At 35.8% G+C, this 20,553-nt stretch carries 17 protein-coding genes and 1 riboswitch; of the genes, 8 read left to right on the forward strand and 9 right to left on the reverse strand.

The annotated features are described in order from the left end of the window. Window positions 1-11 precede the first annotated feature (11 nt). Complete coding sequence (gene lexA, locus A9G43_RS08785) at window positions 12-638, forward strand: transcriptional repressor LexA (RefSeq protein WP_065608379.1); 627 nt, start codon at window positions 12-14, stop codon at window positions 636-638. 81 nt (window positions 639-719) lie between these two features. Next, complete coding sequence (locus A9G43_RS08790) at window positions 720-1,106, forward strand: hypothetical protein (RefSeq protein WP_065608381.1); 387 nt, start codon at window positions 720-722, stop codon at window positions 1,104-1,106. Between the two features lie 132 nt (window positions 1,107-1,238). Here the strand turns inward: A9G43_RS08790 and hisM are convergent, their stop codons facing one another. The 4 genes from hisM to clpB all read right to left on the reverse strand — a co-directional run bounded on the left by hisM (window position 1,239) and on the right by clpB (window position 6,421). Next, the gene (gene hisM / locus A9G43_RS08795; RefSeq protein ID WP_065608383.1) at window positions 1,239-1,946 is read right to left on the reverse strand and encodes a histidine ABC transporter permease HisM; all 708 of its coding nucleotides are present in this window, start codon (window positions 1,944-1,946) and stop codon (window positions 1,239-1,241) included. A gap of 6 nt (window positions 1,947-1,952) precedes the next feature. Then, on the reverse strand, window positions 1,953-2,636 hold the full coding sequence (locus tag A9G43_RS08800) for an ABC transporter permease (protein ID WP_065608385.1): 684 nt from the start codon (window positions 2,634-2,636) through the stop codon (window positions 1,953-1,955). A 3-nt stretch (window positions 2,637-2,639) separates the two neighbouring features. Further along, window positions 2,640-3,428, reverse strand: coding sequence for a lysine/arginine/ornithine ABC transporter substrate-binding protein (locus tag A9G43_RS08805; protein WP_065608387.1), 789 nt, complete (start codon window positions 3,426-3,428; stop codon window positions 2,640-2,642). A 422-nt stretch (window positions 3,429-3,850) separates the two neighbouring features. Then, a complete protein-coding gene (gene clpB, locus A9G43_RS08810) occupies window positions 3,851-6,421 on the reverse strand; it encodes an ATP-dependent chaperone ClpB (protein ID WP_065608389.1) in 2,571 nt (856 codons plus the stop codon). A gap of 285 nt (window positions 6,422-6,706) precedes the next feature. Next, window positions 6,707-6,752: riboswitch (PreQ1 riboswitch) on the forward strand. Window positions 6,753-6,755: 3 nt separating this feature from the next. Here clpB and queD point away from each other — a divergent pair. The 5 genes from queD to A9G43_RS11415 all read left to right on the forward strand — a co-directional run bounded on the left by queD (window position 6,756) and on the right by A9G43_RS11415 (window position 11,164). Further along, window positions 6,756-7,178, forward strand: coding sequence for a 6-carboxytetrahydropterin synthase QueD (queD, locus tag A9G43_RS08815; RefSeq protein ID WP_065608391.1), 423 nt, complete (start codon window positions 6,756-6,758; stop codon window positions 7,176-7,178). A 2-nt stretch (window positions 7,179-7,180) separates the two neighbouring features. Beyond that, window positions 7,181-7,795 (forward strand): 7-carboxy-7-deazaguanine synthase QueE, encoded by a 615-nt coding sequence (locus A9G43_RS08820; RefSeq protein ID WP_141674055.1) that lies wholly within the window; start codon window positions 7,181-7,183, stop codon window positions 7,793-7,795. A 272-nt stretch (window positions 7,796-8,067) separates the two neighbouring features. Then, the gene (argS, locus tag A9G43_RS08825; RefSeq protein ID WP_065608395.1) at window positions 8,068-9,801 is read left to right on the forward strand and encodes an arginine--tRNA ligase; all 1,734 of its coding nucleotides are present in this window, start codon (window positions 8,068-8,070) and stop codon (window positions 9,799-9,801) included. A gap of 361 nt (window positions 9,802-10,162) precedes the next feature. Then, entirely contained in the window at window positions 10,163-10,798 is a 636-nt protein-coding gene (locus A9G43_RS10780; protein WP_442903320.1) for a transglycosylase domain-containing protein, read from the forward strand. A 237-nt stretch (window positions 10,799-11,035) separates the two neighbouring features. Then, window positions 11,036-11,164: a hypothetical protein gene (locus tag A9G43_RS11415; protein ID WP_141674056.1), complete on the forward strand. Its 129-nt coding sequence runs from the start codon at window positions 11,036-11,038 to the stop codon at window positions 11,162-11,164. A gap of 47 nt (window positions 11,165-11,211) precedes the next feature. Here the strand turns inward: A9G43_RS11415 and A9G43_RS08840 are convergent, their stop codons facing one another. After that, the gene (locus A9G43_RS08840; protein WP_065608401.1) at window positions 11,212-11,502 is read right to left on the reverse strand and encodes a putative quinol monooxygenase; all 291 of its coding nucleotides are present in this window, start codon (window positions 11,500-11,502) and stop codon (window positions 11,212-11,214) included. Window positions 11,503-11,960: 458 nt separating this feature from the next. Here A9G43_RS08840 and A9G43_RS08845 point away from each other — a divergent pair, with 458 nt between their 5' ends. Continuing rightward, window positions 11,961-12,977 carry an amidohydrolase family protein gene (locus tag A9G43_RS08845; RefSeq protein ID WP_218058654.1) on the forward strand — a complete coding sequence of 339 codons (1,017 nt, stop codon included), beginning with the start codon at window positions 11,961-11,963 and terminating at the stop codon, window positions 12,975-12,977. Between the two features lie 115 nt (window positions 12,978-13,092). Here A9G43_RS08845 and A9G43_RS08850 read toward each other — a convergent pair whose 3' ends face one another. From A9G43_RS08850 to A9G43_RS08865, 4 genes are all read right to left on the reverse strand, one after another. Continuing rightward, window positions 13,093-14,421, reverse strand: a complete 1,329-nt coding sequence (locus A9G43_RS08850) for an HlyD family type I secretion periplasmic adaptor subunit (RefSeq protein ID WP_065608403.1) — start codon at window positions 14,419-14,421, stop codon at window positions 13,093-13,095. Further along, complete coding sequence (locus tag A9G43_RS08855) at window positions 14,421-16,529, reverse strand: type I secretion system permease/ATPase (RefSeq protein ID WP_065608405.1); 2,109 nt, start codon at window positions 16,527-16,529, stop codon at window positions 14,421-14,423. Before A9G43_RS08855 ends, A9G43_RS08850 begins: the two co-directional genes overlap by 1 nt. Window positions 16,530-16,642: 113 nt before the next feature. After that, window positions 16,643-20,203: a calcium-binding protein gene (locus A9G43_RS08860; RefSeq protein WP_065608407.1), complete on the reverse strand. Its 3,561-nt coding sequence runs from the start codon at window positions 20,201-20,203 to the stop codon at window positions 16,643-16,645. Between the two features lie 43 nt (window positions 20,204-20,246). Further along, a partial coding sequence (locus tag A9G43_RS08865; protein ID WP_141673986.1) for an integrase core domain-containing protein occupies window positions 20,247-20,553 on the reverse strand: 307 nt, incomplete at its 5' end.

The raw sequence follows: 20,553 nt of genomic DNA on the forward strand, positions 1-20,553 counted from the left end.
AGGAATACGTAATGAGACCGTTAACTGAACGCCAACAACAGATTTATGATTTAATAAAAAATAATATTAAAACTACCGGTATGCCACCCACACGTGCTGAAATTGCTCAAAAATTGGGATTTAGATCTGCTAATGCAGCCGAAGAGCATCTGAAAGCTTTAGCTAAAAAAGGCGCAATCGAAATGATCGCCGGATCGTCACGTGGAATTCGCCTTTTACTTGAAATGCCTATTGAGCTAAACGAACTAGAAGGTTTGCCACTCATTGGGCAAGTCGCGGCTGGATCACCAATATTAGCGCAAGAACATATCGAAAGTCATTACCAAGTTGATCCTTCACTATTTAAACCTCGGGCAGACTTTTTATTAAGAGTTCAAGGTATGTCAATGAAAGATATTGGTATATTTGACGGTGACTTGTTGGCTGTACATAAAACCCAAGACGTTAAAAATGGGCAAGTTGTGGTTGCTCGCATTGACGACGAAGTTACAGTTAAACGTTTATCACGTAAGGGAAAACATGTACACCTTCTTGCCGAAAATGTCGAGTTTTCACCAATCAAAGTCGATTTGGAACAACAAAATTTTGCCATAGAAGGACTAGCAGTTGGTATCATTCGTAATGGTTCTTGGATGTAAGCAAACGCATAGACGCAAGTATATAGAAGTATAGGCAAAGTTAGTATAAAATAACAATTAATTAACGTGTTGGAGATTACTATGTGGCTATTTTGGTTATACGAATTTTTAGGATTTATTGCAGTTATATTACTCGTTTCTGGATACTGCCGTTTTAGAGAAATCGGTTTTTGGTCTTTTATTTGGAAACATTTGAAATGGGTCGCTTTAGCAGTATTAGTTGTTTGGTTAGTTATTGCACTTCTCTGTCGAGTTGATTTATACAATGCAGCTCACTGTTATTTTAGAGGTGAGAGTATGCGTGCTAACACAAAATATTCTATCTTTTTAAGTGAGTGCCAAATAGAAACGCCTAGCGGCAGTTATGTTCCTATTGAACGAGCTAGAGCATTACCTGGTTCAAGTCACCATGATAACGATGATGGCAACAATAGCGACGCTACAAACGAATTTTATCCAGTAAATTAATTTTTGACAAATCATTAAATATCCGGCAAATGTTATCGCAATTGTCGGATTTTTTATTTTGAAAGATCAATAAAATCATAAATGAATTGCAAAATAATCTGTTTGCTTAAATCAAATTATTAATTGTTTTGCTTAAATAGCCTGCTGAAAAGTCAAATAACGTTGCTCCAATTTTTTAAAACCAAAAATTAGCATAAAGCTCACACAAAGATAAATCACTGCCGCAATACCAAAGGCATGAAAAGGTTGATAGGTTTCGGCATAAATATCGCACGCAATCTTCATCACATCTGGCACAGTAACAGTAAAAGCCAGTGCAGTTGAATGCAACATAAAAATGACCTCGTTACTATAAGCTGGCAATGCAATACGAAATGCTCTTGGAAAAATGATATAACGATAGAGTTGAAAACGATTAAAACCAAGTGCTGTTGCGGCTTGAATTTCGCCATTTGGCACATTCCGCATGGCACCAGCAAAAACCTCAGTAGCATAGGCGCAGGTGTTTAGGGTAAAGGCTAACACCGTACAATTTAAACCACTTTGAAAAAAATCCTCTAACCAAGTACTATTTTTAACCACACTTAAGGTATATATACCAGTGTAAATAATCAATAACTGCACATATAAAGGCGTACCTCGAAAAATATAAGTAAATAGCCAAATAGGTAGTTTAATCAGTTTATTTTGTGCGTTTCGCCCTACCGCTAACGCTAGCGACAAAATTCCCCCCATTAAAACCGATAAAATAAAAATCCATAGCGTCATCGCAAGACCAGTGATATTATAGCCATCGGTCCATAATAGTGATTGCCAATATTGTTGAATAATTTCTAACATGAGTTCTTATAATTTAGTTTTAGTAATGCCAATAGAATAATGCCGTTCAAGCCACCATAAAATGATATTAGATATTGATGTAAAAAACAGATAAAACGCCCCAGCAATCAAAGCAAATAATAAAGGTTGGTACAGTGCTTCACCTGCATTTTTAGTAGCTTTGACTAAATCCGACAACCCCAATAACGACACTAACGCTGTAGCTTTTAACACCACTAACCAATTATTAGCAATACCTGGCAGGGCAAAGCGCATCATTAAAGGAAACATTACATACCCAAATACTTGCACTTTACTTAAACCAAGCGCTGTTGCTGCCGCTAAGGTGTTTCTAGAAACCGCAAGATAAGCTCCTCTAAAAGTTTCGGTAAAATATGCCCCATAAATAAAGCCTAACGTAATAATACCAGCGATTAAAGGATCAACTTCAATAAAAGGAGCGTTAAAATAATCAGTTATATTATTAACCAAAAACTGCAAGCCAAAAAAGATTAGCATCATCAACACTAAATCGGGTACACCTCGAATTAACGATGTATAAGCCTGACAAAGCACATTACATACTTTTGAATGACTCAGTTTACCTAATGCACAAACAATACCAAGTATCATGGCCAGTAGTAGCGATGTCAATGCTAAAATAATAGTCAACCATGCACCTTGACAAATTAAAGAAATATACCCCTGCATGGTTTATTTTTTATTACCGTACACATTAAAATCAAAATACTTATTGTTGATTTTTTGGTAGGTGCCATCAGCTAAGAGGTCTTTTAAAGCTAGGTTAAAGGCCTCGCGCAACTCATTATCATTTTTACGAAAACCAATCCCCACTCCGACATCAAAGTAGTTCACATCGGTTAGAGCATCACCAGAAAAAATAAAACCTTTCCCATGTGGCTGTTTTAAAAAGGCATAACTGCCAGTCACTTCGTCTTGCAATGCCGCATCTAAACGACCAGCCACTAGATCAGAAAATACTTGTAACTGATTTTGATAAGGCACAATAACTACACCGTTCGGACGCCACATCTCGTTGGCAAAATGTTCTTGCGATGTACCTTGTTCAACACCAACACGCTTACCTTTCAATGACTCAGCATTAGGCATTAAATTAGTACCCTCTTTAACAATCAAACGTGAATAAGTCATAAAGATTTCGTCAGAAAAAGCGATCTGTTTTTTACGTTTTTCGGTCATCATTAGCGAAGACGAGATAATATCAATCTTTCTTGATAATAACGACGGGATCAAAGCATCGAAGTCGGTCGATTGAAAAGTACATTTAATATTGATCTTTTCACACAATGCTTTCGTGATTTCAATGTTGAATCCAGTAACTTCACCATTAGCATCAATAAAATCAAAAGGCGCATAGGACGTATCCGAACCAACTTTAATCGATTCAGGTAACGAAGCATAACTTGCCATTGGCAAGCTTAAACAACCGAAAATAAATAATTTTTTTAATAAATTCTTCATGTTTAATCTTTCCTTTTTTATTTAAGGCAATAATATAACGTGTTCTAAGGTAATTTTATAATAAAAAAAAGTTATTATTGTGCTGTGTAAAATTAGAATTACTTAATGGCAAAAACTCTAGACAAAATAGTTAAAGTTGTTACTTTTAACAACTAACAAAAAGCTAGTTTGATTGAGCTTTGGTTGCAAAACCTTGAAAACGGTTTTAAAAAAAATTTGTCAAAAAGTTTCAGGTAACTATATGTTAAAGTATAAAATGAGTTGTTTAGTTGGGTTCGGGTTTGTGTTGTTATTTTATTCATCAGACATCCATTTTGCGAAAATAATGTTTGTCTGATTAAATTCTAAGTACTATAGGTAAACTAAATTGTATCAAGCATAAAAAACCGACCATAAAGGTCGGTTTGTCTTTTGAAGTTTTATTACTGTTGAGCTTCAATGTTGCCGCCAACTAAATCTAGATGAATAGTTTTACCCGGGACTAATTTACCTGATAGTATTTGTTGTGCCAATGGGTTTTCGATCTCTTGTTGGATCGATCGTTTTAACGGTCTTGCGCCATAAATTGGGTCAAAGCCAACCTTAGCTAACTGTTCAAGTGCCGCATCCGAAATATCCAATTGGTAACCACGTTCTTCTAAACGTTTTTCAACGTGTGCTAACTGAATTTTTGCAATCGCTTTAATGTTTTCTTGACCTAATGGGTGGAATACCACTGTTTCGTCAATACGATTGATAAATTCTGGTCTAAAGTGTTTGGTTACAACCGTCATCACTAGAGATTTTATTTCGTCATAACTTAGTTCAACTTGACCTTGAATTAGGTCAGAACCTAAGTTTGATGTCATAATTATGACAGTGTTACGAAAATCAACTGTGCGACCTTGACCATCTGTTAAGCGCCCATCATCCAATACTTGCAGTAAGATATTAAAGACATCTGGGTGTGCTTTTTCGACTTCATCAAGTAAAATTACTGAGTATGGTCGTCGTCTAACTGCTTCGGTTAAATATCCCCCTTCTTCATACCCAACATAACCTGGAGGTGCACCAATTAAGCGAGCAACGGAGTGTTTTTCCATAAACTCTGACATATCTATACGCACCATAGCATCTTCGCTATCAAACATAAAGTTAGCCAATGATTTGCAAAGCTCGGTTTTACCGACACCAGTTGGTCCTAAGAATAGGAATGATCCAATCGGTTTATTTGGATCTGAAAGCCCTGCTCGGCTACGTCGAATCGCATTTGCAACCGCTAATACTGCTTCATTTTGACCTATTACACGTTTATGTAAGGCATCTTCCATGTGCAATAGTTTATCTTTTTCGCTCTCAAGCATTCTAGAAACTGGAATACCTGTCGCTTTAGATAATACTTCTGCAATTTCGTTATCGGTCACTTTGTTACGCAATAACTTCATGGTTTTGCCTTCTAACTGCGTTGCTGAAGCAAGTTTCTTTTCGAGCTCTGGAATTTTGCCATATTGTAATTCTGACATTTTGTTCAAGTCGCCAGCTCGACGAGCTTGCTCTATTTCAGTACGTGCCTTTTCTAGTTCTGCTTTGATGTTTTGAGTCCCCGAAACAGCTGCCTTTTCTGACTTCCACTCTTCTTCAAGTGAAGCATATTCCTTTTCTTTTTCAGAAAGTTCATCATTTAACATTTGTAGTCGCTTTTTACTCGCATCATCAGATTCTTTTTTAAGCGCTTGTTGTTCAAGTTTAAGTTGAATTATGCGCCTTTCAAGTCGATCTAAAGATTCTGGTTTTGAATCCATTTGCATACGAATACTTGATGCGGCTTCGTCAATTAAATCAATCGCTTTGTCAGGTAACATGCGATCAGAAATATAACGATGCGATAATGTAGCCGCAGCTACGATTGCCGGATCGGTTATTTGCACATGGTGATGCAGTTCATAACGTTCTTTTAAACCACGCAAAATAGCGATAGTATCTTCAACTGTTGGTTCGGCAACATATACTTTTTGGAAACGACGCTCTAACGCAGGATCTTTTTCAATATATTGACGGTATTCATCAAGCGTTGTTGCGCCCACGCAGTGTAATTCACCGCGAGCTAATGCGGGTTTTAACATATTACCAGCATCCATTGCTCCATCGCTTTTTCCTGCGCCAACCATGGTATGGATTTCGTCAATAAATAATATAATGCGACCTTCTTCTTTTGCTAAGTCTTTAAGCACGGCTTTTAGGCGTTCTTCAAATTCCCCTCGATATTTGGCACCAGCAATTAATGCCCCCATGTCTAATGATAAAACGCGTTTATGTCGTAATCCTTCAGGGACTTCACGGTTAACAATACGTTGTGCTAATCCTTCTACAATAGCAGTTTTCCCTACACCTGGTTCCCCAATTAATACTGGATTATTTTTAGTACGACGTTGTAATACCTGAATAGTTCGACGGATTTCTTCATCACGACCAATAACAGGATCAAGCTTACCTTGTTCTGCTCGTTGAGTTAAATCAATGGTGTATTTTTTAAGTGCACCGCGTTGATCTTCTGCATTAGGATCGTTCACGTTATCGCTACCTCTTACTTGATTAACTGCTTGGCTAAATTTATCTTTATTAACACCTGATCTTTTAAGAAGATCGCCTAAACTACCCTTATCTTCTAAAGCGGCTAATATAAAGAGTTCTGATGAAATATAGCTATCACCGTTCTTTTGGGATAATTTATCGCAAAGATTTAATACTCGAACAAAATCTTGCGATGGAATAACATCTCCACCCACACCTTGAACTTGGGGTAATCGGTCAATAGCTTGAGCTAATTCTTGTTGTAAATTAACAATATTTGCACCTGCTGCAATCAATAAAGGCATTACACTACTCCCTTCTTGATTAAGCATGGCTGATAGGACATGCACAGGCTCTATATATTGATTGTCTTTACCTAATGCCATTGACTGCGCATCAGCTAAAGCTTGTTGAAACTTATTTGTTAGTTTATCTAACCTCATAGTGTTTATCTCCTGAGCAATAAATTTGGATTAAACGCTTAACACATTTAATCCATTTGCATGTGATCTAAATGAGTGTTGCAACCTAAATTTCAAGAGCAAAGTTAAAATATTTTTTACAAAATTTATACAACAAGATTATCAAATATGTAAGAATTAATTGACATAAAAATAAAGCTGTTTGCAATTCAAGCAATTACATCTAAATTTCGTTTTAAGATATACTGGTAAGATGACAAATTCACTTTTATCCCTTATATTGTTACCTTTATTTTGTTAGGTTCGCTAACCGTGGTTCGTAACCCATCCCACGAAAAAAAACTAGGAATATAAAATGTTCAAAATAGCCAAAGAGTTTCAATTTGATGCTTGTCACATGTTAGATGGGCACAATAAAAAGTGTCATAATCTGCACGGACACACTTATCGCCTATTAGTTGAAATTAGCGGAGAGCTTATTGATAACGGCTCAAGCCAAGATATGGTGATGGATTATGCCGATTTAAAGCTAATAGTTAAACAACATATTGTCGATCCGTTAGATCACGCCTATCTTTACAATCAACATAACCCTAATGAGTGCCGTATCGCGTCGTTACTACAAGAAATGGATCGTAAAATTTTTGCCTTTCCATGTAGAACCACCGCAGAAGGAATGAGCAAATTTATTTTTGATTGCTTATCGCAATATTTGCCTGTTTCGATGATCAAAGTATGGGAAACGCCAACTTCGTATTGTGAATATCATCGGAGTTAATGATGATTGAATTTCGTATTGTTGAAATCTTCGAATCCTTACAAGGCGAAGGTTATAATACTGGCATGCCTGCCGTTTTTATTCGTTTTGCAGGATGCAATTTAAATTGCGCCTGGTGTGACACTAATTTTCGCAAATTTACTCGATTCACGTTAGATGCTTTAATGACTAAAGTGAGCAAATATAAAAGCAAAAATATTATTATTACAGGTGGCGAACCGACAATGGTTAAAGCGTTACCTGAATTGCTTTTGCCACTTAAAAAAGCGGGTTATTTTATCACCATTGAAAGCAACGGTCTTGGTAAAGTCGATCCGCTTATTGATTATATTGCGCTAAGCCCTAAATTTTGTTATCAGTCACGCTATCAAAAAATAGTACAACCAATAGCAAATGAAGTACGCATAGTAGCCGAAAATCACTGCGATTTTATTCCTTTTTGCCAATATATCGAAACTCATATTCAAGCCAAACGCTATTATCTATCTCCTTGTGAAAAAGATGGTGCATTTAATATGTTTGAAACGATAGAGTTGTTAGGAAAAATCAACCAAAATCGACTGAATAATAAATGGCTTTTGAGTGTGCAAAGCCACAAGTTTGCAGACATTGAATAATTTTTATCTTTAGGTTCAACTAATTTTCGGAAGTTAGTAAAATAGCTATCTTTTACATCAAAAGTAAAATAACATCAGTTATTGAATTGATTTTTATTATTTTTTTCTATTAAAATTACGACTTTATTAAAAAATTTTGGCTGGAATATCAATTTTATTCATTTTTTAGACTCTTTTAAAAAAAGAATCCCTCCCCTTTTATGTGATCAGTGACAATTCATCACTTTGTCGGTATTATATTGGGCATTTTATTATAATCGGTTAGGTTTAGTGTGAATATTCAACAATTATTAACGCAACGTGTTTCGCAAGCTATGATTATGGCAGGTGCAGATAAGAACTGCGACGCTTTAATTAAGCAATCAGCTAAAGTACAATTTGGTGATTATCAGGCTAATGGCATTATGTCTGTTGCTAAAAAAATAGGAATCCCTCCTCGAGAACTTGCTCAGACGGTTTTACAGCATCTTGATGTTGATGATATCGCTGAAAAAGTTGAAATTGCAGGCCCTGGTTTTATTAATATCTTTTTGAAAAATAGCTGGATTGCTGAGCAAAATGAAGTTGCTTTAAGTGGTGATAAGCTTAATATTACTTTACCCGCCAAACCGCAAACTATTGTGGTTGATTATTCGGCGCCTAATGTCGCCAAAGAGATGCATGTTGGACACTTGCGTTCAACTATTATTGGTGATGCTAGCGTTCGTGTTTTATCTTTTTTAGGTCATAATGTTATTCGTGCTAATCATGTTGGTGATTGGGGAACTCAATTTGGTATGTTAATTGCGTATCTTGAAAAGATGCAAAATGAACATGCCAATGGTATGGATCTTTCAGATTTAGAGTCATTCTATCGCACCGCTAAAAAACATTATGACGAAGACGAAGTATTTGCCGAAAAAGCTCGTAATTATGTAGTGAAATTACAAAGTGGTGATGAATATTGTCGTGATATGTGGCGCAAGCTAGTTGATATTACCATGACGCAAAATATTGCCACTTATAAACGTTTAAATGTTACGTTATCGCTTGAAGACACCATGGGTGAGAGCATTTATAACAGCATGCTACCTAGTATTGTTGCCGATTTAAAACAGAAAGGGCTTGCGGTTGAAAGTGAAGGGGCGATTGTTGTTTTTCTTGATGAGTATAAAAACAAAGAAGGCGAACCGATGGGTGTTATCATCCAAAAACGTGATGGTGGCTACCTTTATGCAACAACCGATATTGCTTGTGCTAAATACCGTTACGAAACATTACATGCCGATCGTATTCTTTATTATACTGATTCCCGCCAACATCAACATTTAGAGCAAGTTTGGGCTATTGTTCATAAAGCTAAGTATGTACCAGAATCATTAAAGCTTGAACACCATATGTTTGGTATGATGTTAGGTAAAGATGGTAAGCCATTTAAAACCCGTTCTGGTGATACTGTTAAATTAAATGATTTGCTAGATGAAGCTTGTGAGCGCGCAACAACTTTAATTCGTAGCAAAAATCCAGATCTTTCTGAAAGTGAGCTTGCAAAAATTGTCGATGCGGTGGCTATTGGTGCAGTTAAATATGCTGATCTTTCTAAAAATCGGACTACTGATTATGTTTTTGATTGGGATAATATGTTGTCATTTGAAGGCAATACCGCACCTTATTTGCAATATGCTTATACCCGTGTGTTATCAATTTTTAAAAAGTCCAATATTTCCGAAGATAGCTTAACAGCTAAGATTAGTTTGGAATCTGATAAAGAGCGTGCTTTAGCAACTCGTTTAATTCAATTTGATGAGACTATTTCAATCGTGGCAAGCGAAGGTACACCGCATGTGCTTTGTGCTTATCTTTATGAAATTGCAACGCTGTTTTCAAGTTTTTATGAAAACTGCCCTATTTTAGCAGCCGAAAACGAAAGCCTGAAACAAAGTCGCTTAAAAATAGCTTTTTTAACAGCTAAAACACTTAAAACTGGCCTTGATATGCTAGGTATTAAGACTGTTGATAAAATGTAATTTAACCACCACCAATGTGAATGCATTGGTGGTGTATTTTAATACATGCTTTTTAAACTTTTGACTAAATATGTTTAGGGTTATTGTTCGTCATTAGAATAAGTTAATGGCTTTGTTGCAGTTATTTATTGCGATCTTTGTTATTCGTTTGTTACCACATACCCCCTGTTTCTGAATCACTCACTTTTTCAAAGCACTATTATGATGATAATAATCAGCTAATTCGAATAACATTAGCCAATGATGATCGTTATCTTTTATGAACGCCTTTGGAAGATATTTCGTCTGATATTGTTAATGGTTTGTTGTTACAGAAGAACGGTGGTTTTATTATCATATTGGTTTTAATCTGTTTAGTTTAATTAGGGTTTTTGAGGAAACCTATTTTGGTGGTGGAAATCGTCAAGGTGCTTCAACCATTACCATGCAGCTAGCGCGAACGCATTGGCGGTCAAATACCAAAACTATTGCTGGGAAGTTGCATCATCAAATTGCTAGGGCTATACAGTTAGAGTTAGAGTTAGAGTTAATGTATTCTAAACATGATATTTTAGAAGCGTATTTAAATTATGCCCCTTTTGGTCGCAATATTGAGAGTGTTAGCGCAGCGTCATTTATCTATTTTAATAAACCGCCTTCACAAGTTAATTTACCTGAAGCGTTAACTTTAGTAGTGTTACCTCAATCACCAACGTTTCGAGTTAATCGTAAAACAGGATTTGCTGGCAAAGTGTTAGTTAAAGCAAGAAATCAATACTTGCGTGAACCTAATCGCCCATTACCACCAAATTTAAAGCGTATCGATATTTGTCTAACCAGTGGCAATCTACTGACTCAATGGTGCAAGGCAAAAGGTAAAACGTGGTTTATTCCGGGTGTGTCACCTATTAATCCTGATACTATTTTTAGACCCGTGATGGTCGACAATCAAACAGGTAAGGCTGTTTGTCCTCCTTATGATTTAACAACCTCTCTCTTAGCTGTTTTTGAATATTGACCGTCAGATTTAGCCGCTATTTTTGCTAAAGCGGGGGATTGCTAAAAAAGCGCCACCATCAACAAAACATTGTGGTTCATCACAAATTTTGTTAGGCGAACCGCCAAAAATAACTTTGCCTCTTAAAAATGTGGTTTATCAATTTAGAACCACTAAACAAAAAAATGAACAAATTAGTTTTACTTCTAATTGTGATGCGATGTTAAATCACTTTATTGGTTTGTTAATAACAATTTTATTGGGCAAACCGAACCACGCAAGGCACTTAGCTGGATCCCAACACAAAGCGGGACTTTCAAAATTTTAGTGCTTGACGATATGGAACAAAGTGATTCACGGAATATAAAAATTGAACTGTTTGATTAATTAATATGATAGTTAACCCGAAATGTTAACTATCATCATCTTTTAAGTTATATTACTTGTTTGGCAATATTAATCTCTAATCTATCAGTATGTTCTTTAGCAAAGTTGGCAAATTCAACAAAATGTGACGTTGTGTTGTGAAAATCAATTGCCTGCTGTGATGCCCATGTTTCGATCACTATGAAGATATTTGAATTATCTATACTTTGATTAAATTCATAGCGTAAACAACCTGCTTCAGCTCGACTACCTGCTACTAGGCGTTTAAAAATTGGCTGAAATGCGTCATAGAATTCTGGTTTAACTGTGATTGTGGCAATAATATTTAATTGACTCATGTTAGTAGCCTACCTATATTTCAAAATAAGTTGTTTGTGTAGTATACGCTTGCTACTGCTAATATCCAAAAGCAGTATTTAATGTTAATAATCTCATTTTTGTGACAATAAATTATTTTTATTAAATAACTATTTATGACTTTATTTTTTATTTTATTGGTAATTAACTTTATTAAAAACTATTTTTTGAAGTAAGAAATCTAAAAAATAATACTTTAACTATTTCATTTATTTATATATTTTATAAGCTATAGTGCTTGCTATTAAAAATATTTTGGTTAGAATTTCTGCAGTTTTTTTATCGATACGGTGTAAGCGCAATGATCAATTGTAACTCAGTAATCTTAATCATTAATATTATTGATTTCATTTTATCCTCCTTTTTGGGGGATTTTTTTTGCCTATTGCGCCAGATTTTATCAACTTGATTTAAAATGATTGAATTGTAGAGGCATATTATGATTGAACATAAAAACATGTTATTAACCAAAAGAGACCAAAGTTTAAAAGCCTATTTAATGAATAATATTAAGCAAAATGGTGGTTGGGTTAATTCGCATATGCATGCAGATCGTGCTTTTACTATCTCGGTTGATAGTTTTGATATTTATCAAAAACAATCATTAATTGAAAAATGGGATACGCTAGATAAAGTCAAAGCGTCGATGAGCGAGGAGGATTATTATCGACATTTTAGTATGGCGGTTGAGCGAATGATTGAGCAAGGTGTTAGTGCCATGGGATCGTTTGTTGATATTGACCCTATTGCAGAAGAGCGTGCTATTAAAGGGGCATTACGGGCTCGAGAAACCTATAAAAACGACATCATCATAAAATTAGTCAATCAAACACTTAAAGGTGTTATTGATAAAGAGGCGCGTTATTGGTTTGATAAAGGCGCTGATTTGGTTGATATTATTGGCGGTTTGCCACGTCGTGATGAGCGTGATCATGGTGAAGGTATGGGACTTAAACATCTTGACGTTTTAATGCAAACTGGTAAATCATTAGGCAAAATGGTGCATGTGCATGTTGACCAATTTAATTCACAAGATGAAATCGAAACAGAACAGCTTACTGATAAAACCCTTGAACACGGTATGCATGGACGTGTGGTTGCGATTCATAGCATATCAATTACTGCGCATAGTTTAGAGTATCGTCAAAAACTCTACAAAAAAATGCAAGAAGCCAAAATGATGGTTATCGCCTGCCCATTTGCTTGGATCGATAGCCCTCGCCGTGAAGAGCATGGTCCTACTCGTAACTCACTAACGCCAGTGGATGAACTCGCCGCTGCGGGTATTCCTGTTGCTATTGGCACAGATAATGTTAGTGATTATATGTTACCATTTTCAACGGGTAATATGTGGGAAGAACTTAAATTGTTAGTAACAGGATGCCGTTACACTGATTTAGATAATGTGGTGAATGTGGCAACTAAAAATGGGCGAATGGTGCTAGGTATTGATTGATTTGGGGTAGAACAAACTTATCAAAATAAGTTACTCATCGGTTTTATCTGAAAAATGCTCCCGATGAGTAATAATTATCGGTCAGATTAAATAAAGGCTATTATAAATTAATATACTAACGTTGCTTACCAACGTCATCTAAAGCTTCCATCATTGGGCTTAATAGATAGCTTAATAATGTTCTTTGTCCTGTTATTATTTCCGCAGAAATTGACATCCCTGGCTCTAAATTAACAGCTTGATCATCAATAATTAAGTGATTTTTACTTAATTCAATGACAGCCTTATATACAAGCCCTAAGTCTTTATCTTCAATAGCATCAGAAGAAATAGTTAACAATTTGCCTTCAATCCAACCATAACGCGTAAAATCAAATGTATCAACCTTAACCGTAACTGATTGATTTTTTCTTAGAAAACCAATATCTTGGTTACTAACCCAAACTTCTGCAATCAGTTTTTCATTTTCAGGAACAATCTTCAATAGCTCTTGAGGCGCCTCAACTGCAGCGCCTGCATCTCGGTAAGCTAACGATTCTACAATCCCAGCAATGGGGGCTTTTAATTCATACTGTGCAATAAGTGCTTCTAGCTGTTTTTGTTGTACGGATAATATGTGGTTTTGATTGAGTTTTTGTATTTTTTCCTGTTCAACTTCTTTAATTTTATCGGCAACATGAGATTTTATTTGTGTATCAATTTGGGCATAACTTGCTCGCATCTCTTTCACTTTTGCTTCTGCTGCACTCACAGTAAATTTTGCTTCTAGATATTTTTTCTTAACCTCAAGTAAACTATCTTTACTTGTCATATTTTTTTTATATAGCAAATCCAGCGCCTGATGTTGTTCTTCATAAATCGGTAATAGATTTTCAGCCATCTCTTTTTGAGCTTGATAATTTTCTATTTGAGCCATTAAAACTTGTTGGTTTAACTTAAAAACCTCTTTTTCTTTATAATCATCTTCTACTTCAGCTTGAAGTAGCATCGAAATTTGTTTGGCAAGTATTGGGGACTCGGTTTGTAACTCAGTAGGTAAAGTCATTGGCGCTGGGCGATTAAGGTAGTGTTCGTACAATAATGTTAACCTAGCAATATGAAAACGATTAATCTGTTGTTGTAATAGATTCTCTTCTAATTGTGCTAACAATGATTTGCTATTTAACTTAATTAAAGGCTGTCCCTTTTCAACATGCTGGCCCTCTTTAACCAATACGGCAACAATTTCAGCTGTGACCGACGTGTTAACGGGTCTTGATAGCTCATTGACAACTAATTTTCCTCGAGTGGTGGCAACAATATCAACTTTACTTAACGAGGCCCAGCAAACAACAATAACAAATAAAACCATAATTACCCATAATAACAACCTCCCAAGGGGGGAAGGCGGTGTCTCTTGAACCTCTAATACAGCAGGCAAAAAGTCACGGTATTTTTTTTTCATCAATGGCTCCCACTTTGTAAATCATGCAGCTTATGATAGATCCCCTTTTTATCCAATAACATTTGGTGAGAACCTTGTTCAACAATTTCACCCTTTTCCATTACAATAATGCGATCTGCGTGCCTAACTGTTGATAGGCGGTGAGCAATAATAAAAACCGTTTTATCATGACAAATTTTTGCCATATTATCTTGAATAATCTGCTCTGACTCATAATCAAGCGCACTAGTTGCTTCATCAAAAATAAGCAATTTAGGATTAGTTATTAATGCACGAGCAATACCAATTCGCTGTTTTTGTCCACCAGATAATTGCCCCCCATTCTCGCCGACTGGCGTATCATATCCTAATGGAAATTCACTAATAAAATCATGAGCACCGGCCATTATTGCAGCATTAACCACCGCTTCAAGAGGCGCATCAGGAATCGCCAATGCAATATTGTCACGAATAGAGCCATTAAAAAGCTGTGTCTCTTGTAATACCACGCCAATTTGTTTACGTAACCATTGGGGATCTGTTTGTGCAATATCAATACCATCGATAAAAACTTGCCCTTCTATCGGGGTATAGAGTCGCTGTATCAACCTAGTTAATGTACTTTTACCCGATCCTGAGCGCCCAACAATACCGATAACCTCACCAACATTAACCGATAAATTCAATTGTCGAATAACAGGCGCAGCATCGGGTCTATAAGCAAAAGAGATGTTAGCAAAACGGACATGTCCCTTGATTTCTTTCAAAACACTGCTATTTTCTTGTTGTCGTTCCGCAGGAACATTTAATATATCGCCCAATCGTTTTACTGAAATCGAAACCTGCTGAAAACTTTGCCATAACTGCACTAATCGTAATACGGGAGTTGTTGCTTGTCCTGCAAACATATTAAAAGCGACCAGTCCACCTACAGTCAATTTGCCTTCAATCACTAAATTTGCGCCATACCATAAAATGGCAACACTCGTTAATTTATTAACCAGTTGAGATATTTGCCCTGCAATATTACCTAAATTTTGTGTTTTAAAACAGCTTGTTACAAAGTAGGCAATTTGTTCATCCCAACGACGTGTCATATGATTTTCAACTGCCATCGCTTTAACTTGCTCAATACCTGAGATACTTTCCACTAAAAAGGCTTGATTTCTAGCACCTTGTTGAAACTGCTCATCAAGACGTCTACGTAACACTGGGGTAATAAAAGCTGATAACATGATATAAGGAATCAATGACACCAAAACAATTAATGTCAGGGGAATACTATAAAATGCCATAATGACAAAAAAAACAATCGCAAAAAGAATATCTAAACAAAGTGTCATTGCACTGCCAGTTAAAAATTCACGTACTGTTTTTAGTTCATAAACACGAGCAACAGTAATACCAACTTGACGGGATTTAAAGTAACTTAAAGGTAATGAAAGCAGATGTTTATATAGTAACGAACTAAGCATGACATCAATACGTTGCGAGGTATGCGCCATTTGATAATTACGTAGCCCGCCCAAAATCACATCAAAAATCACGATAGTAAACATTCCGATAGCTAACACATCTAATGTTGTTAAACTTTGATGAGCGAGCACTTTATCTACAACTACCTGAAAAAATAATGGTGTAACCAAGGCTAAAATTTGGATAAAAAATGAGGTCAATAAAATTTCACCCATCAGTTTTTTATAACGCATAAAAGCTTGAAAAAACCATTGGATGTTAAACTCTCGATTAATCGATTCCCATGTAATTCGTTTGGTAAATAAAAACGCACTCATTTTTTCTTGTACCTGTGGCGTTATTACTTCTGGCTGTTTTTTGTGAGGAGATTGAATCAGCCATTGACCATCTTTAACTGCTAATAAAACGACATAACCTTGCTGCTTTAAATGGACAATAATAGGCGTCGATATTTTATTATTTAGATTTAATTTATCAATATAGCGGCATTTTAACCCTGTTTTTTTGACTGCTCTAACAAACTGGAGTGGGATATTATGTTCATCATCAACATAAAACTGTTCTTGTAACGATTTAGTATTGACCGCTAATCCATAAAATTGAGCGATAATCGTAAATCCTAACCATAAATCATTATACTTTTCTTTTTGCATCAATTTTTCCAAAATAATTCACCATTTAGACCAACAAAACAAACTTAAATTCTAAATAAAAGACAGCCCTTATCAGCTGTCTTTTAATGATTAAAATAAAATCTAAAGATTAGTTAGATTTTGATTGAAGGACTAAAATGTGGCGATGGATTGGCCAGTATTAACTCATCAGTTACCACATCACTATCATCATCTGATGCAACAAAAGCGCTTATGCTTTGCGTTATTAATGAAAAATTAGCTGTAGATGCATTTGATGAAAATACAGGTAGTGGTATACCATCGTTAATATGAGCGTTAATATCAGCCGCTAACCACGATGAACCATCCGCAAATTGGAAAATATCAATTCGGGAAGATAATCGAGTATCTAGCTTAGTTGAGAACCAATTTTTAATTGTAATAGAATCGGTACCAAATGTTACTAAAAGATCTGTATCCGATTTTTTAATATCAACCATTTTCGCTGAGATCCCTTCTCCAAAACGGATTGTATCAACATCAGATTTTATTCTATTCCAAAAACCGGTGTAGCCTAATTCGCCTTGGTTATTTATTGTGTCGTGACCATCGCCTAAATTAAACAAGTAAGTATCGTTTCCGGCTCCGCCTGATAACAGGTCATTACCTTTACCACCTGTTAAGATATCATTACCTTTACTGCCTAAAATAATATCGCCACTATCTGTACCTGTCATTACTAAGCGGTTGTTTAATACCTCATCCCACGTTAATTTGGTGCCATCGGCAAATATAAACTCTTCAATAACATTATAGCTATTAATGTCTGCGGTTGCTGATGTTGCATTGGCAAAAATATTCTTGAAGGTGATGCTACTTTTGCCGTCAATTAAGGTTGCGGTTATATCTGCCCCTTGGCGTGAAAATATAACGTCATTCGGCGTAATACCATCGATAAACTCTAGCTTATCGTTTCCGCCTAATTCTGTCGCTTGGTCATGACCACTATTACGGCCTAATTGGTAAATATCATTGTAATTTGAGCTTAACAGTGTCTCATCTTTTGCTGTGCCCGATGTCACAACTGGATTATTGCTATACCAATCTTTAATATTAAGTTGTATGCCATCTGCAAATTCAAAAAAATCCACCCTAGCGGCTAATTGCGTATCACCAGTTGAAAACCAATTTTTTATGGTGATTGAATTTTGGTTATTAATGGAGATAACTAAATCATTGTTTTTTCTAGAACGACTTAGCATATCAGCACGAATACCCTCTCCAAAACGGATTGTATCAACATCAGATTTTATTCTATTCCAAAAACCGGTGTAACCTAATTCGCCTTGGTTATCTATTGTGTCGTGACCATCGCCTAAATTAAACAAGTAAGTATCGTTTCCGGCTCCGCCTGATAACAGGTCATTACCTTTACCACCCGATAAGATATCATTGCCTTTACTGCCTAAAATAATATCGTCACTATCTGTACCTGTCATTACTAAGCGGTTGTTTAATACCTCATCCCACGTTAATTTGGTGCCATCGGCAAATATAAACTCTTCAATAGCATTATTAGTATTAATGCTTGCATTTACTGACGTTGCATTGGCAAAAATATTCTTGAAGGTGATGCTACTTTTGCCATCAATTAAGGTTGCTGTTATATCTGTTCCTTGGCGTGAAAATCGAATATTTTCAGCTTTAATGCTATTCATAAATAACAGTTTATCAATTCCTGATGAGTCAGTAATCGACTCATGACCTGATAAGCCAAATACATAAAAATTATTACCGGTTAATGTATTTTCACCCAATTTATTTTTAATTGACTGATAATACTCATCAGAACTATTGTATGTTAAATAGCCATCAATAACGTCTTTCAATAAAAGTTTTTGTGCTGGATCAGTTATCTGATTAAGATGACGCTCTAATCCTGAAAAATCAATCACGGCATTTCCATTATTTATATCTATTTTTAATAATTTAAACGCCTCTTTAAATTCGGTTTGAGCTAAAAGACTAGCGGTAACATAATGTTTGAATTTATTATATTCACCCATTAATAAATTAGCACCAAAAGTACCTACAGGAGGAGCATTATTACCATAATAGATATTAGTATATTTTTCTCCTGTAATGATTTCTAATACAGTTAATTTTCTAGCGTCTATATTACCTCGACTATTTGGGTCAACCTGATCCACATTGGCCCAACTAAAAATAATATCGTCAATAACTTGTAGAATGTCAGTTGTTATAGGATTAGCGATAAATTTATCGAGTAAATTTCTTAGCTCTGTATTTTGACTTAACGCAATAGATAAGTTAACAAGATTACCAAATCCTCGTACTGAAGGGTATTTTCTTACCTCGTCAATATAGTGTTTTTCGCCAGTATAAATAGTATTTGCTTGATCTGTTGCAAACCAAACATCGGTGGATTTTCCTTTGCTTCCATCGGTGTAGGTGATTTCACCGGTTAAGCGATGTTCATTTCCGTTACTATCCACATAATCTGATTTTGAATAGTTTGTACTAATCGATGAAACTCCCGCTTGTTCTAAGCTAATTAGTTCATTTTCGTCGGTAAGACCATTGCTATTTTTATCTTGCCATACTTTTAATTTTTGCCAAATACTATCTTTAGCATCAATAACGCCATCACCATTTTCATCATATTGAGCTAATGCTTGGTAACCATTTTTAGCTGTTTTGCCATTTTGTAATAATGAGCTTTCACCAAACAGTTCTCTTCCATCATCAATAACACCATTATCATTTAAATCTAGCACCAACAATCCATCATCGGCACCAACCCATCCTGTATTTTCGGCAAATTGGTTGGCATTTAAATCAAAATGAATATTTTTATCTTTACTAATTGTTTCAACGCCATCACGATCAAGATCGATAATAATAGGAGACCATGCTCGTTTCGCCGCTTCGGGAATAGAAGGAAATAACGCTGCAATAGGCCCCATAATAGCATTTCCAGCATCATTAAGTAGATCCTTTAACTTATCCCAAAGATCAATTAGTCCATTTTGATCATTATCTCGGAATAAATCAGCAAACTTATCTACCATCGCATCCGAAAGCAAACCAGCCACAACAGCAGCACCTAAGCCGATACCGATAACGGCTAAAGCTGGTGCTCCGGCTGTAGCCGCTAATCCTGCAGCAACGGTTCCTGCCAATGCCCCTAATATATTGCCACTAATTTCTTTAACGCCAAACTCAAGTAAAATTCCTCTTGCCTCGTTAACATCGCCTCGATCAAGTGCAGCCTGAGCTTCTGCCGATGCAAAGCCAAGTCCGATCCCGGTCATAATATAACCCAAAATAGGCAAGCGTTTTGCGATTTTTTCGCCTGCTGACGCTAGATATTTAGAAGTTTGATTAACACTTTTTCGCATTTCTGGCGATAAATTATTGTAAGTATCTTTAAGATTGTTAAGATACTCACTATTAAACTTTCCGTCAGGTTCATAAAGCTTTAACCAAGATTTAACATTATCTGGCGCTAACTTAGTGCCTGCGGCATCTAAACCGGCAATATTTTTAATATGCTCAAAAGCACGCCCCATTCCCTCGGTTTGTTCGATAGATCTTAATACCGATGTTGGAATACCATTGACTGACGTCACTTTGGGATTATTTAATAATGCCGGTAATTCTGTGGCACCAAAAACCCGCCCCGAGTCCATTCCTGTAAATACCCCAAACTTAATACACAACTCACGTAGAAAATTAAGCTGCCTGTTTTAATGTTTTATACTCGATCGGCGTCATATTATTTAGTGCTTCATGAGGCCTTTCGGTGTTATAAATCGTTAACCATTCTTCGGTTATTCTCCTTGCTTGCGCTAGGTTGTTAAAAAGATATAAATCTAACACTTCAGTTCGATAAGTCCGATTAAATCGTTCAATGTAACCATTTTGATAAGGGCTACCGGGTTTGATGTAATCTATAGTTATACCATGTGTTTTTGCCCAATTAGTAAACGTGTTTCCGGTGAATTCTGGTCCATTATCGACTCGTATTTTTAATGGATAC

Source organism: Gilliamella sp. Occ3-1 (assembly GCF_001690655.1).
In the GTDB taxonomy this organism is placed as follows: Bacteria; Pseudomonadota; Gammaproteobacteria; order Enterobacterales; family Orbaceae; genus Gilliamella; species Gilliamella apicola_P.

Excerpts from the sequence above, each read along its gene's own strand:
- lexA (WP_065608379.1), top strand. The coding sequence starts at position 12 with ATGAGACCGTTAACTGAACGCCAACAACAGATTTATGATTTAATAAAA.
- A9G43_RS08790 (WP_065608381.1), top strand. The coding sequence starts at position 720 with ATGTGGCTATTTTGGTTATACGAATTTTTAGGATTTATTGCAGTTATA.
- hisM (WP_065608383.1), bottom strand. The coding sequence starts at position 1,946 with ATGTTAGAAATTATTCAACAATATTGGCAATCACTATTATGGACCGAT.
- A9G43_RS08800 (WP_065608385.1), bottom strand. The coding sequence starts at position 2,636 with ATGCAGGGGTATATTTCTTTAATTTGTCAAGGTGCATGGTTGACTATT.
- A9G43_RS08805 (WP_065608387.1), bottom strand. The coding sequence starts at position 3,428 with ATGAAGAATTTATTAAAAAAATTATTTATTTTCGGTTGTTTAAGCTTG.
- clpB (WP_065608389.1), bottom strand. The coding sequence starts at position 6,421 with ATGAGGTTAGATAAACTAACAAATAAGTTTCAACAAGCTTTAGCTGAT.
- queD (WP_065608391.1), top strand. The coding sequence starts at position 6,756 with ATGTTCAAAATAGCCAAAGAGTTTCAATTTGATGCTTGTCACATGTTA.
- A9G43_RS08820 (WP_141674055.1), top strand. The coding sequence starts at position 7,181 with ATGATTGAATTTCGTATTGTTGAAATCTTCGAATCCTTACAAGGCGAA.
- A9G43_RS08840 (WP_065608401.1), bottom strand. The coding sequence starts at position 11,502 with ATGAGTCAATTAAATATTATTGCCACAATCACAGTTAAACCAGAATTC.
- A9G43_RS08845 (WP_218058654.1), top strand. The coding sequence starts at position 11,961 with ATGATTGAACATAAAAACATGTTATTAACCAAAAGAGACCAAAGTTTA.
- A9G43_RS08850 (WP_065608403.1), bottom strand. The coding sequence starts at position 14,421 with ATGAAAAAAAAATACCGTGACTTTTTGCCTGCTGTATTAGAGGTTCAA.
- A9G43_RS08855 (WP_065608405.1), bottom strand. The coding sequence starts at position 16,529 with ATGCAAAAAGAAAAGTATAATGATTTATGGTTAGGATTTACGATTATC.
- A9G43_RS08860 (WP_065608407.1), bottom strand. The coding sequence starts at position 20,203 with ATGGACTCGGGGCGGGTTTTTGGTGCCACAGAATTACCGGCATTATTA.